General features: G+C 36.7%; 15 protein-coding genes and 1 tRNA gene. 12 read left to right on the top strand and 4 right to left on the bottom strand.

All coding sequences use genetic code 11. The features are described 5' to 3' along the window. Positions 1-2 precede the first annotated feature (2 nt). Complete coding sequence (gene nusB, locus ACFINX_RS04575; protein WP_015856452.1) at positions 3-473, top strand: transcription antitermination factor NusB; 471 nt, start codon at positions 3-5, stop codon at positions 471-473. A gap of 73 nt (positions 474-546) precedes the next feature. Here the strand turns inward: nusB and ACFINX_RS04580 are convergent, their stop codons facing one another. Further along, positions 547-1026: an outer membrane protein assembly factor BamE gene (locus tag ACFINX_RS04580; RefSeq protein ID WP_375607172.1), complete on the bottom strand. Its 480-nt coding sequence runs from the start codon at positions 1024-1026 to the stop codon at positions 547-549. A 221-nt stretch (positions 1027-1247) separates the two neighbouring features. On the opposite strand from ACFINX_RS04580, the gene ACFINX_RS04585 reads away from it, so the two are divergent. The 5 genes from ACFINX_RS04585 to ACFINX_RS04605 all read left to right on the top strand — a co-directional run bounded on the left by ACFINX_RS04585 (position 1248) and on the right by ACFINX_RS04605 (position 5141). Further along, entirely contained in the window at positions 1248-1805 is a 558-nt protein-coding gene (locus ACFINX_RS04585) for a DUF177 domain-containing protein (RefSeq protein WP_375613060.1), read from the top strand. Between the two features lie 149 nt (positions 1806-1954). After that, the gene (plsX, locus tag ACFINX_RS04590; RefSeq protein ID WP_375613059.1) at positions 1955-3025 is read left to right on the top strand and encodes a phosphate acyltransferase PlsX; all 1071 of its coding nucleotides are present in this window, start codon (positions 1955-1957) and stop codon (positions 3023-3025) included. Positions 3026-3074: 49 nt separating this feature from the next. Continuing rightward, positions 3075-4049 (top strand): beta-ketoacyl-ACP synthase III, encoded by a 975-nt coding sequence (locus ACFINX_RS04595; RefSeq protein ID WP_375629381.1) that lies wholly within the window; start codon positions 3075-3077, stop codon positions 4047-4049. A 77-nt stretch (positions 4050-4126) separates the two neighbouring features. Further along, positions 4127-4441, top strand: coding sequence for an integration host factor subunit alpha (locus ACFINX_RS04600; protein WP_273791377.1), 315 nt, complete (start codon positions 4127-4129; stop codon positions 4439-4441). 196 nt (positions 4442-4637) lie between these two features. After that, positions 4638-5141, top strand: a complete 504-nt coding sequence (locus tag ACFINX_RS04605; RefSeq protein WP_375607116.1) for a MerR family transcriptional regulator — start codon at positions 4638-4640, stop codon at positions 5139-5141. 1048 nt (positions 5142-6189) lie between these two features. Here the strand turns inward: ACFINX_RS04605 and thrS are convergent. The 3 genes from thrS to ACFINX_RS04620 all read right to left on the bottom strand — a co-directional run bounded on the left by thrS (position 6190) and on the right by ACFINX_RS04620 (position 9057). Then, positions 6190-8166 (bottom strand): threonine--tRNA ligase, encoded by a 1977-nt coding sequence (gene thrS / locus ACFINX_RS04610; protein ID WP_375611577.1) that lies wholly within the window; start codon positions 8164-8166, stop codon positions 6190-6192. A 111-nt stretch (positions 8167-8277) separates the two neighbouring features. Beyond that, positions 8278-8628, bottom strand: coding sequence for a membrane protein insertion efficiency factor YidD (gene yidD, locus ACFINX_RS04615; protein WP_375607118.1), 351 nt, complete (start codon positions 8626-8628; stop codon positions 8278-8280). Then, complete coding sequence (locus tag ACFINX_RS04620) at positions 8629-9057, bottom strand: iron-sulfur cluster assembly scaffold protein (protein ID WP_375611578.1); 429 nt, start codon at positions 9055-9057, stop codon at positions 8629-8631. Positions 9058-9182: 125 nt separating this feature from the next. Here ACFINX_RS04620 and folE point away from each other — a divergent pair, with 125 nt between their 5' ends. From folE to ACFINX_RS04650, 6 genes are all read left to right on the top strand, one after another. Continuing rightward, positions 9183-9794, top strand: a complete 612-nt coding sequence (gene folE / locus ACFINX_RS04625; RefSeq protein ID WP_375611579.1) for a GTP cyclohydrolase I FolE — start codon at positions 9183-9185, stop codon at positions 9792-9794. A gap of 137 nt (positions 9795-9931) precedes the next feature. Next, positions 9932-10016, top strand: a tRNA-Leu gene (locus ACFINX_RS04630). A gap of 193 nt (positions 10017-10209) precedes the next feature. Continuing rightward, positions 10210-11382 (top strand): alpha/beta hydrolase, encoded by a 1173-nt coding sequence (locus tag ACFINX_RS04635; RefSeq protein ID WP_375611580.1) that lies wholly within the window; start codon positions 10210-10212, stop codon positions 11380-11382. A 137-nt stretch (positions 11383-11519) separates the two neighbouring features. Next, positions 11520-12026, top strand: coding sequence for a hypothetical protein (locus ACFINX_RS04640; RefSeq protein ID WP_015856440.1), 507 nt, complete (start codon positions 11520-11522; stop codon positions 12024-12026). Between the two features lie 345 nt (positions 12027-12371). Continuing rightward, positions 12372-13244: a hypothetical protein gene (locus tag ACFINX_RS04645; protein ID WP_375668387.1), complete on the top strand. Its 873-nt coding sequence runs from the start codon at positions 12372-12374 to the stop codon at positions 13242-13244. Then, on the top strand, positions 13231-13536 hold the full coding sequence (locus ACFINX_RS04650; RefSeq protein ID WP_375668389.1) for a hypothetical protein: 306 nt from the start codon (positions 13231-13233) through the stop codon (positions 13534-13536). The genes ACFINX_RS04645 and ACFINX_RS04650 overlap by 14 nt, the downstream gene beginning before the upstream one ends. Positions 13537-13618: the final 82 nt, after the last annotated feature.

Raw genomic sequence — 13618 nt, forward strand, 5'->3', positions numbered from 1 at the left:
ATATGGCTGATATAAAAAGCAGACATTTTCCGCGTTCAGCCAATAAACGTGGAGCAGCAAGACTCGCTGCAGTTCAAGCACTCTATCAAATGGATATCGTGGGTTCGGGGGTGATGGAAACGGCAGCTGAGTATGAGGCTTATCGTTTGGGAAAAGATATTGATGGAGATCAATATCTTGAAGCTGATTTTCAGTGGTTTTTGGCTATTATAACGGGTGTTGTAAAAGATCAAAAGCAGCTTGATCCGCTGCTTCATCAACAGCTTTCTGCAGAGTGGTCTCTTTCACGTCTTGATTCTATATTGCGAGCAATTTTACGAGCAGGTTTATGGGAGTTGATCAACCGTAAAGATGTTCCCGTTGCAGTTGTCATGAATGAATATGTTGACATAGCAAAGGCGTTTTTTGAAGGTGATGAGCCAAAACTTGTTAATGCAGTTCTCGACAGTATGGCAAAAAAAGTCCGCCTCTAAGAGCTACAAATCCCTATTATAGATCTGATATTATCAGACCTATAATATTGAAACGGTATGCAGACTATATAATTTAGTTATGGGGTGGCAAATTCGCAGGGCCTTTTATAATTTGAATTAAGAAAGGATGTTCTTTCGTTACAGTTGGCGTTGTTTGTGTAATAAAATCAAATACTTGACCGTCTTGTAATCCGTAATTTGCAACTTTTGCAACCTGATTATTTTTATTGAAGTAAATGGCTAAAACTTTGCGATCAATAATCTTTGTTTTCATAAACTGCATCCCACGATAACGTGTCTGTGAGATGTAATAAAAAACTTCATTATCATATTTTGTTTTTAATGAAGGGGTCCCTAAAGTTAAAAGAACTTGCTCTTGACTTGAGCCAATAGAGATAGAACTTAGAGCATTTTTATCAAGAACATAGCCCTCTCTATAAATTTGGCTCGAACCTGAAGAATCAAGAAGGCTACACCCAGCAAGCATTCCTATGCTTGCTATTGATAGACCAATCAATAATTTACGTTTGATTAAGGCTATTATGTGAGGCATTTGAAACAATGGTATCTCCTTTTTATACTGAGATGTAGGACAAGAAGGCAACCTCAAGTTTTTTCTAATTTTAACTTAATCTACCGTAGCTTACACTGAGTTTCCCTGTTATAAAGCAAATTATGCCATATAGAATTTCTTTAGAAAAGAAAAAAATGCATAAATACTTGAGATAAATAAAAACATAGTGCTTTACGCGTTTTTATGTTTGGGAGTTGTCAATGAATGTTCAAAATGTTCCTCAAATGACATTTGCTTTGGCTTATCCAATATCTGTACGTTCTCTACCTGCTAAAGGTATAAGGGTTCATTTTTGTGCAAACAAAAAAGAATGTACACATTTAGCCCAGAACCATGATTTAATTGAAGTAAAATCTTGTGAGGGAAAATTCCATATTTTCCCGTGGAAAAAACGCGGAGTGCGTATAAAAGGTCTGTTGCAAGCGCGTATACTACAGTTATGTGTTGTTACATTGGAACCATTAGAAAATATCCTTTGTGAAAATATTGAGGTTGTTTTTGTTCCTGAAGATTCAAATTTGATGAAGCCCCAAATATCAGAGGATACAGGGGAATTGTTTTTAGATGTGGGGGGGCTTGATACTCCTGAAGTGTTTTATGATGATAAAATTGATATTGGCGCAATCATGGAAGAGTTTTTTGAGTTGTCTATTAATCATTATCCACGTAAAGAAGGGATAAAGATGAATATGGGTGAAAATTTAGAAGAAGCAGAGCGAAAATTCTCTCCATTTTCTGTTTTGAAAAATTGGAAGTGATTGTAGAAACATACAAAAAATATCTATTGTATGCTAAACGGTATTTTCTGCGGAGCGATTTTCGCAAGATGTGCTGTGTGAGTATTCAGGAGCCAAAAATCATAATATGTATTTAAAGATGTAAATGAAAAGATGTGGGATATGCAAGCGTGATTAGAATTTCTGTGGATGTCATGGGCGGTGATTACGGTCCAGAAGCAGCTATTGCAGGAGCAGCAATTGTACAAAAATATTTATCAAATATTTATTTTCTATTTTATGGAGTAGAGGAGGCTGTTCGTCCGGTTTTAAAAAAATATCCCTGTTTGGATTCTGTATCGCGCTTTTGCCCTACAGAAAGTTATACACGCATGGATGAAAAGCCAAGCCAAGCACTTCGTAATGGACGTGGTAAATCATCAATGTGGTACGCCATTGAAGCGGTAAAAAATGGTGAAGCTGATGCTTGCATTTCTGCTGGTAATACGGGTGCACTCATGGCCATGTCTTATTTTTGTTTGAAAATGCTTGCAGAGGCTGAACGTCCTGGTATTGCGGGTATCTGGCCAACACTGCGCAGTGAGAGTATTGTTTTAGATATTGGAGCAACAATTGGTGCCTCTGCTAGTCAGTTGGTTGATTTGGCGGTTATGGGAGCAGGTATGTTTCGCGCTTTATATCACACTGAAAGACCAAGTGTTGGGCTTTTAAATGTGGGGGTGGAAGAGGTTAAAGGACTTTATGAAATAAAAAAAGCAGGAATGATATTGCGTGAAGTGCAATTAGAAGGATTGGAATATAAAGGATTTGTTGAGGGCAATGACATTGGAAAAGGAACAGTCGATGTTGTTGTGACAGAGGGGTTTTCTGGTAATATTGCTTTAAAAACCGCAGAAGGAACCGCGCGACAGATAGGAGAGATTTTAAACTCTGCAATGCGCAGTTCTTTTTTAACATCTCTTGGTTATTTTTTATCACGGGGTGCTTTTCGTATACTGAAACATAAAATGGATCCTGATAGGGTGAATGGAGGAGTTCTTTTAGGTTTGAATGGTGTTGTTATAAAAAGTCATGGCAGTGCTAATGCTAATGGCTTTGCTTCTGCTATCCGCGTTGGTTATAAAATGGTTAATAATGGACTTTTACAAAAAATAACGGCTGATTTACGGCGATTTCATGAAAATAAAGCAACACTTTTTGACCAAGAAGATGAAGCGGTGATGAATGGAGAGTCCTTATGATAAGCTCTTATAATAGAAATAAAAAATTTGAAGAAAAGGTAAGAGCTGAATGATTCGGTCAATTATACGTGGTGTAGGAAGTGCTTTGCCGAAAAGAAGTTTATCAAATGATGAGATTGCAAAGTTTGTTGAAACGTCAGATTCATGGATTGTTCAGCGTACAGGAATACGCCAACGTTATATTGCCAGTGAAAATGAAACAACTGTTTCTTTAGGAGTTGAGGCTGCGCAAGCAGCACTTACAAATGCTGGTTTAACAATAAAAGACATCGATTGTATTATTTTAGCAACGTCCACCCCGAATCGTACTTTTCCTGCTTCTGCTGTTGAAATTCAGCATGCTTTGGGAATGAGCCATGGATTTGCTTTTGATATTCAAGCTGTTTGCTCTGGTTTTATTTTTGCTTTAACAACAGGAGATTCTTATTTACGGTGTGGAGGGGCTAAAAGAATTTTAGTTATTGGATCCGATACATTTTCTCGAATTTTAGATTGGGAAGATCGTACGACATGTGTTTTGTTTGGTGATGGTGCTGGTGCTGTTATTTTGGAAGCACTAGAAACTGAGGGTGATATTGCTTTTGAGCGTGGTATATTGTCTGCGAAATTGCGCTCTAATGGTGCTTATATAGATAAGCTATATGTTGATGGTGGACCTTCAACAACACAAACGACAGGCTATTTGCGTATGGAAGGACGAGAAGTTTTTAAATATGCTGTTGGTATGATAACGGATGTGGTTGATGATTGTTTTGCAGCTGCAGGTATGGATTCTTCACAACTAGATTGGTTTGTACCTCATCAGGCTAATAAGCGCATTATTGAAGCATCTGCTAAAAAGCTGGGAATTTCACTAGATAAAGTTGTGATTACCGTTGATCAACATGGTAATACGTCTGCTGCATCAGTTCCGTTGGCTTTAACAACAGCTGTTTGCGATGGAAAAATAAAAGAAGGAGATCTTATCATGTTAGAAGCCATGGGAGGTGGATTTACATGGGGAGCAATTCTTATTCGTTGGTAAATTATGGCTACTTGACCATATTTCAAGAAAACGTATAAGTCATTTTGTAATTTTTAATATTTTAATAGGTGGTTATAATGACAAGTAAGACAGTAACGCGTGCAGATTTAGCGAGCGTAGTTTGTAAAAGAGTGGGCTTGTCACATACTGAATCAGCAGCTTTAGTCGAATTGGTTTTGGATGAGATTTGCAACTCACTTGTAAGAGGTGAAGCGGTTAAATTATCTTCTTTTGCAACTTTTCAGGTTCGCAGTAAAAATGAACGTGTTGGACGCAATCCAAAAACAGGTGTTGAAGCACCGATTCCGCCGCGACGTGTTGTGACGTTTAAGGCTGCCAATGTCCTTAAACAGAGAATTTTAGATTCGCATCGTGCAAAACAGAAAAAATGATATCTCATAAATAAATGCCATGGTATGTTTGGTATTTGTTAAAGAAATGTATAAAATAAGGGTCTTTATTTTTTAGAAAAAGACTGGTGAGTAAGGTATCAATGATGGTCTTATTTTTGACTAATCTTGTTGAGAAATTGAGACAGAATGAGTCATTGTGAAGTAATTTATTTTGTTTTAAATAAGGTGTTACAAAATGGATAAAAGCTCTGATGCTTTTCGCACAATTAGCGAAGTAGCGGAGTTATTGGAGCTTCCGCAGCATGTCTTAAGATTTTGGGAAACACGTTTTAGGCAGATTAAACCAATGAAACGTGGGGGAGGAAGGCGCTATTATCGTCCGGTCGATGTTGATTTGCTCAATGGTATCAAGCAGTTACTATATGATCAGGGTTATACAATAAAAGGTGTGCAACGCCTTTTGAAAGAAAATGGTGTTGCTTTTGTGACTGCATTGGGTAATGGTGATCTTGATGCTATGAATGTGGTCATAGAGAAGAAACATGCAGGACAAACTTCTGAAAATGCTAGCAATAAGCCTAAGAAATCTTCTTTTGGGCTTTTGAGTTTCATGAGGAATGAGGGAGAAACATCTGTCGGTTCTGTGAATCTTTACAAAGATAAAACTGATAAAGCATTGTTACAAGAAATTCTGTTTGAACTCATTGAATGTAAGCGTGTTCTTGATAGAGCACGATAATAATATTTTTTTATTTTATATGTGTTTCGTAGATATTTAGATGTTTTATGGATGTGCACAGAATTTTATACGTTCAACGAGTAGTCATATATCGTATGTGTATATTTAACGAGTTTTTTATAAGAGTTTTTCATTTGGTAAAACATGAAGAAGAGAAAGAATAAACGCTGAGTTTTGCCATTTTTTTTGATTTGGCTTTATAAAAATTAAGGCAATATCTCATCAGTGTAGATTGCGGGATGTAGAATGCCATTAGCTTACCAATTCATGTGCTTGTTTTAAAGAGATGTTTCTTAAGGCTTCTTAATCTTATTTTACCATAATGCCTCGTGAATGATTAATGGTAAACTCGTTGAGTACCGCTATTTTTATACTTATGAAGGTTCAAGTCGGCATCATCATTATAATTATAGCCTGTTCTCAATAACTGCAACAATTCTTAGCACTTTAGGCGGTTCATTGTAGGCATTTTAAAAGTCCTTTCTCAATAATTTTTATCCACACACTCATTCCGCTTGTTTCGTGCAAGCAAATGATTTTGATAGATTCAACATAAACATATTAAAAATAAGAGAAGCCTATGATATTCGAAACCTTATTTAATATGAACAACGATATATTATCATTATAAATCAATATCTTGTCCTTTTTATAAGGGCTTATCTTACGAATAAGAAATATCATTGTTCAGCTAATTTTACATATTTTTTATTAATAAATATAATCTTGTTTTCAGTTTTCTTGCTTGATGTTTCTATAATTATTGTAATGATCTATCCATGATAATAGCAGAATTTTTTCATTATAAAGGTAAAAGATTAATGTTATTATTAATATTCAATTGTCTATGATTTTTGCATTTAAACAGCTCATAGCTTATATTCAACTTTTTCACCAATCCACCTTGTAGAGAAAGAGCACGTTATTCTTTCTGGTGACAGGTCATTGTGCATGAAACAAAAACACACTACAATATCAAATTATTTCATTTTGTACAAAAACTGAAAATTTATAGTAAAAAATTAACGTATTACCATCTTCCGTGATATTATGCATTTATTACACGTTGCAAATCTGGAGGTGTTGCTTCATTTGAGAGTTGTTTAATCACATCTTCTACAGATAAAAGGGTTTGATTTGTACTTCCTAAGCGGCGCATATTTACGCTGTTTGTTTCAGCTTCACGTTTGCCACATACCAAAATTACGGGGACTTTTTGTAAAGAATGTTCTCGTATTTTATAGTTAATTTTTTCATTGCGGAGATCTATTGTTGCGGAAAGCCCAACAGCTTTAAGTTTTGCTGTTATTTTTTGGGCATATTCATTTGCTTCGGATGTAATTGTTGCAACAACAATTTGTTCAGGAGCAAGCCAAAGTGGCATATGTCCAGCAAAATTTTCAATTAATATACCAAGAAAACGCTCCATTGATCCAAAAATAGCACGGTGGATCATAACAGGTTGACGTTTTTCTGAATCTTTATCAATATAGAATGCACCAAAACGTTCAGGGAGATTAAAGTCTATTTGTGTTGTTCCACATTGCCATTCACGACCGATAGCATCCTTTAATGTATATTCAAATTTTGGACCATAAAATGCTCCTTCACCTGGAAGGATGCTTGTTTTGATTTGTCCTGCAAATTTTGTTTCAATCGTTTTAAGGACAGATTCCATGATACTTTCTGCATGATCCCATAATGCATCAGATCCAACTCGTTTTTCTGGACGGGTTGAAAGCTTAAGACTAATTTCTTTAAAACCAAAATCGGCATAAGTTGATAAAATAAGATCATTAATACTGAGACATTCATCGGCTAATTGTTCATCAGTACAAAAAATATGCGCATCATCTTGTGTAAAACCACGCACACGCATAAGACCATGTAAAGAGCCTGAAGGCTCATAACGATGAACAAGTCCAAATTCAGCAAGTCTAATAGGCAAATCACGATAAGATTTTAAACCATGTTTAAAAATTTGCACATGACCAGGGCAGTTCATTGGTTTAAGGGCATAAACATTCCCATGATCTGAATCTTCTTCTGCTGAAATTACTTTGAACATATTCTCCTTATACCAACCCCAATGGCCAGATATTTCCCAGAGTGACCTATCGAGAACTTGTGGTGCATTAACTTCAGCATATTGATGATCATCAAGGCGTCTACGCATATAGCTGATCAAATTTTGGAACATTTTCCAACCTTTTTTGTGCCAAAAAATCATTCCTGGCCCTTCTTCTTGAAAGTGAAATAAGTCCATTTCACGTCCCAAGCGGCGATGATCACGTTTTTCAGCTTCTTCTAGCATATGGAGGTAGGCTTTTAAGTCATTTTCATTTGCAAATGCTGTTCCATAAATTCTCGTGAGCATTGGATTATTGGCATCGCCACGCCAATAAGCTCCTGCAACTTTCATTAATTTGAAAGCATTCCCAATTTGCCCTGTAGATTGCATGTGCGGTCCGCGACAAAGATCAAACCACTCCCCTTGATAATAGATTTTTAAATCTTGATTTTCAGGAATGCTATCAATAAGTTCAACTTTATAAAATTCCTTTTTCTCAGAAAAAACTTTTCTTGCTTTTTCACGAGACCAAATTTCTTTTCTAAAAGGTTTATTGCGTTGGATAATTTCACGCATTTTCTTTTCAATGACGGTGAGATCATCTAATGTGAAAGGTTGTTGGCGTGCAAAATCATAATAGAATCCGTTCTCAATGACAGGACCTATTGTTACTTGCGTTTCAGGAAAGAGCTCTTGCACTGCTTCAGCAAGGACATGGGCGCAATCATGCCTTATGAGCTCAAGAGCGCGTGAATCTTCTCGGGTAATAATCTCTACTTGACCAGATTGTCCCAATGGATCCGATAAGTCTCGCGTGATACCATCAAGACTATAGGCGACTGCTTTTTTTGCAAGTGATTTAGAAATAGATTCTGCTAATTCCAAGCCTGTCATTTCAGCGGGGTAATTACGTTTTGAACCATCGGGAAAAAAAAGAGAAATAGAGCAAGACATAAAAACACCCTTTTAATCCAATTCCGCTAACGATTGCGGATGGTTTCGTGAAAATTGAGTAAAAAGCTTATAGACTAATTTTTTATCAATACATGTGAAAAAAGAAAAGGATTATTTGTTGTGTTTGTCAGAAATTTTCCAGTAACGCCAAGGTTTATAAAAACAGCAAGAATTTCCAAGCGATGGAGGGACTGGATCAAAGCCATCTGTTCCAAAGGGCCCACAACGCATGATACGAAAGAGTCCCATCCATGCACCAGCCCAAAGCCCATGGCGTGCAATCGCTTCATATGTATATTCTGAACAAGTCGGGGCATGGCGACATTGATTGCCTATAAGGCTCGAAAGTGTTATTTGATAGAACCGTATTAAGAAAATACCCAATAATCGTCCGGGTGTTTTTTGCCAAGTGCCTGTGTAATTCCGAGTCAACTTTTTTTGTCTAGATTGTGATTTGAACATTTATTTTTCTTCAATTTTTTGAATGCAGTCTATCGTTGCATCAAAGGGTAGTAGTGTTGCTGCATGGCGCACTTTATAGTCTTTAATGGGCTGTAAGCAAGAAAAATCCTCAAATGGAGCTTGAGGAGAAGGACCATTTTGCGTTAGCATTTGGTAGATAACTTCACGCAATATTTTAAGATCTTGAGTTGTTTGTCCGATGATATGAGATGCTAAAAGTGAAGCTGAAGCTTGCCCTAGCACACATGCATGTATTTCGTGAGCAAAATCGGTAATAATACTATTTTCCACTTTTAAATCTACAGTGATTGTCGAACCACAAAGGTGTGCATGTTTTCTTGATGTTGCATCAGGATTATTAAGACGCCCAATTTTGCCTATATGTGCAGCATATTTAAGTATTTTATCATTATAGATAGTATCAATCATGCGCTATTGCCTGAAATTTTGAAAGTCGTGATTGTTTAAACTTTTAATTCGCTTATATAGAGATTATACAAAATGAGATAGGTATGGAGCAAATGCTTTGTATAGAGTAAGCTTGGAGTTTTTGAATGCGTAATGTTGTTAAAGAAGACGCAAATTTATCTGAAGAAAAGCGTCCGAGTATTGAAAAGGTGGAAGAAGCGATTCGTACATTACTCTTATGGATAGGGGAAAATCCAAATAGAGAAGGGCTTTTAGATACTCCAAAACGTATAGCCAAGGCATATCGCGAGCTTTTTAATGGTTATAGTCAATCGGTTAAAGAAACCTTAGGTACAGTTTTTGAAGAGGTTTCAGGATACAATGAAGCCGTAATCGTAAAGAATATACCTTTTTATTCACACTGTGAGCATCACATGATCCCAATTATTGGGAAAGCACATATAGCATATCTTCCTAATGCAAAAATTGTTGGTCTTTCAAAAATTGTACGTGTTGTAGATATTTTTTCTCGTCGTTTACAAACTCAAGAAGCTATGACAGCGCAAGTGGCTCACGCGTTAAAAACGTATCTGAAGCCTCATGGTGTAGCAGTATTGATTGAGGCTGAGCACATGTGTATGGCTATGAGAGGAATCCAAAAACAGGGCTCTACAACAATTACAAAAAACTTTCATGGTTATTATGAAAAAGATCAAGCGGCACAAGCACATTTTATGATGATGGTTCAAAGGTCATAGTAAAGCCCATATTTCTCTTAATCTTTATTAAGTTATAAAGCATCCGGATAAAATAAATTATGAGAAAAAGAAAATTGGCTTGTACCTTTCTTTATGATTTGTTAAAGGCTAAAAACCAAGATTTTTTCTTTCCACGTGCGGTCGTGGCGGAATTGGTAGACGCGCAGCGTTGAGGTCGCTGTGGGGCAACCCGTGGAAGTTCGAGTCTTCTCGACCGCACCAGTTAGCAGTGAGTCTCTCCATAATGAGATGAAGTTATGTTAGAGAGAGGGGATTTATAGGCATTATAGAAAAATCTTTTTTGTATGTTATTTGTTGGTGTGTTGCCAATAATGTTTCGTTTTTTATTACTTTATCTATGCATTTGAAATGTTATATTTTTATAAGGTGGGGTGAAGTTGCAGTGAGAAGTATAATGATTCTGAGATATTTAACACTTCTTATTTGTATTTCTTTATTATCAGCGTGTAGTGATTCACGTGCTGTACTTTGGCATGGGGTGCATGCAACACCTTCTATGACTGCCGTAGAAAGGGAAGTTGAAGGGAAACCAGTTTCTCCAAAAGCCGTCGTTCCAGTGTATGTTGCAACAAGTCGTATGATGCAAAATAATTACGCTCAACCTTATGGTGCAGAGCGATCAAATAAAGTTCATTATAATCGCGTTGACGTAGGAATTCCTCAGCAACATGTAAAGGGAGTTGTTGAAATAAATGCCTATAAACCTACGCATGATAAGTATTTTGCAGCAGTAGCATTGCAAAAATACGATAATAAAGAACAGTTTAAACAGCAATTAAATGCTGCTTTAGCAAAAAAGCCAAAAGGAAAAAGAGAAATTTTTCTTTTTATCCATGGGTATAATAATAATTTTGCAGATGGTACATTTCGTACAGCACAATTTACACACGATTATTCTTTAAATGTTGTCGCTGTGCATTATTCTTGGCCTTCGGCCGGATCAGTTCCTCTTTATATTTATGATCGTGACAGTGCTAATTTTGCCCGTGACGGATTGATAGAGCTTTTAACACTTATTAGTGAAACCAATGCTGATCAAATTTCGGTTATTGCACATTCTATGGGCAATTTTGTTATAATGGAAGCATTTAGAACGTTAGCGTTACAGGGAAAATATAAGCCTATTCGTCGTATTACAAGTTTATTAATGGCTGCACCAGATATTGATGTTGATGTATTTGAGCGCCAACTTAATGATATAAAAAAACTTCCGCAGCCAACCGCTATTTTAGTATCCAGAGCGGATAAAGCTCTTGCGGTTTCAGGACGTCTTACGGGTGGACATCATCGTGTGGGCGATGGCTCAGATATTGAAATGTTGCGTAAAAATGGAATAGCTGTTCTTGATTTTTCTCATGTGGATGGGGGAGCACACAATGTCTTTGCATCTTCGCCAACGTTGATGGCTCTTTCTCGAGAAGGTTCTTTGGCTTCCACAATTATGCAAGGTACAGAATTGTCACCTAGTCAAGCCCTTCTTGCTGATGGTAGTAGTGTGTTGGAAAAAACAACACATCTTATCCTTTATACACCTGTACGTTTTCTCTCTCCACGGATTCCACGTTGATCGTGAAAAGAGAGAAGGGGCTCCATCGAATAATGTATTGGAGGTAATATTTTTTAGCACTTTCTTTAGAATGGTCTTGTAAAATGAAAAATAAATAGCGGGATGAATGTAAAAAACAGTCATTAGGTGAGTTTGTGATGATTGCACGGAAACGCTATGTTAATACGCCTACAGTTGTTGATTATTTATCTCATTCCGCAATTAAGTTATTAGACATTCATGCTATGCTTGTGAAGGTGAGAAAAGGTGATATGGGGGAAAAACCAAATTTATTGCGTCAAATTGATTCTACAAAAAAACAGTTAGATGAGATAAGCCATGCTCTTATTTTAGAATATCGTAAACGCCAAGAAAATGAGCGTTTTTTAAAACAAATTCTGCTATCCATTTCTGATCAACTTTTTGCACTTAATAATGGTTTTAAGGAAACAGGACGTCTTTTTTTTCAAGAAGTTAGAATTCTTCAATCTCAGATGCAATGTTTATATGAGGGAAAGGAGAGGCTGCATTTGTTGAATAGCCAAGAATCTTTTTGTTCTCCGTCAAAGATTGATGAAGTCATTAAACAGTTACAAAAAGCACGAGAGAAGCTTATTCTTGAAAGCCCACATCTCTTTGAAAAAAGCACAAAAGCTAAACAATAAAAGTTCTTTAGTTGAGCAGATAGATAATTTGAATTTTACAGCAAAAACGCTGTTAGATAGAAGGCTATAACCTTTTTAAAGAAAAGAATTTGCTTTAATAAATGAAACACATGTATTTTATAATCACACTCTTTATCGCATTAAAGCTTTAGAAGACTTTGGTTATATCTTTGCTAAAGTTAAGGCTTATGTTAAGTTGAGCTTTCAAATGCTTCGCACAGGAGAGCCGCTTACGAATAATTTTAAAGTGTTATCTTTATTGGCTGGCTGCTCAGTAAAAAAATTCAGAAGGCATTAGATCTTTTATTAGAAACTGGACATATCATTTGTTTAGAAGATGGTCGGTTGTGGAACCCAGATGTTGAATTAGAATTAAATGATAGCAAAGAGAAATCAGAAGCAGCAACAAAAGCAGCTCATTCTAGATGGCATAAAACAAAAGGTAAAAATGACAATAATCATATAAAAGAAAACGCATATGCGGATTGCATGCAGAGCGCATACGATGCGCATAGTGTTGCGCAATGCGAACGCAATGCCATTAACAATAACATTAACATATATAAAAAAAATAAAACTAACGTTTTATTAAAAAAAGAAATTGATTTTGAAGATTTAGAAACAATCGATTTGGTTGACGAGCCAATCGAGTGTGATGTTGAAAGCCAATCAGAGCAAACCAACCAATCAATCATTCACGAGCAAGAAAGCGTTCCTAAGAAAGCCAAGCGAAGTAAGGGGAAAAAAGAACTTGGAAGCGTACCAGAAGATTTTGAACCTGATTTGCAATACGCAATCGATAAAGGCTTAACGCAGGATGAGGCGTTATTAGAATTCGAAAGATTTAAACTTCATTGGAAAGCCAACCCATGTCGAAATGCAAACAATCGCGATTGGCAAAGTGCTTGGTGTGGTTGGATTATTAACCAAAATGGAACGCTAGCCAAGAAATTAGAACAGGAGAAACGATATGCAAACGAACGCTATAAGCTCTCAACAAACAATTTCATAAACAGCCTTTCACAAAGCTTCAGTACACTCAAATCAGCAATCACCACTAGCGATTCTTATGGATCAGAATGCAGCAGAGATACAGAGGCTATCAGTTCATTTGCAAGCACTTGCCAAGAGAGTGGACCGGAGTGTGTATCCTCCAACCTCTATGCATGGAAAGCCGTTGACGCTGGAGGAGAAAGCGCAAGTTTTGCAAGACTGTAATCGCTTACAAGCACTGCTTTCACGGAAAGTTACGGTTGAACATATCGAGGCGGCTGCTTATTTGCTTTCTGGTCTAAAAATACCGGCAAATATAGACCTGAATGTTATCGCTTTGAACTATAGCATAGCGCTAGCAGACGCTTTAGAACATACCCTTAAACAGGCTGTTAAGGATATCATATGCGGAAAAGCAAAGGGCTTGTCGAAAAACCTTTATGCTAACAGGAGCAGAGCTTGCAGAGTGATGCTTATTTTGAATATCGTCTGGTGGGTGAGCAAATCTTTGAACTGACAGGCAATCGCACTCTTCTTGATGTTGAAGATCCCAATGCTCAAATGCAAAGGCTCTATGACAATGCTGTGGAGCAGCAAGA

This window comes from Bartonella sp. AP36NXGY, from assembly GCF_042195865.1.
Classification (GTDB): Bacteria; Pseudomonadota; Alphaproteobacteria; order Rhizobiales; family Rhizobiaceae; genus Bartonella.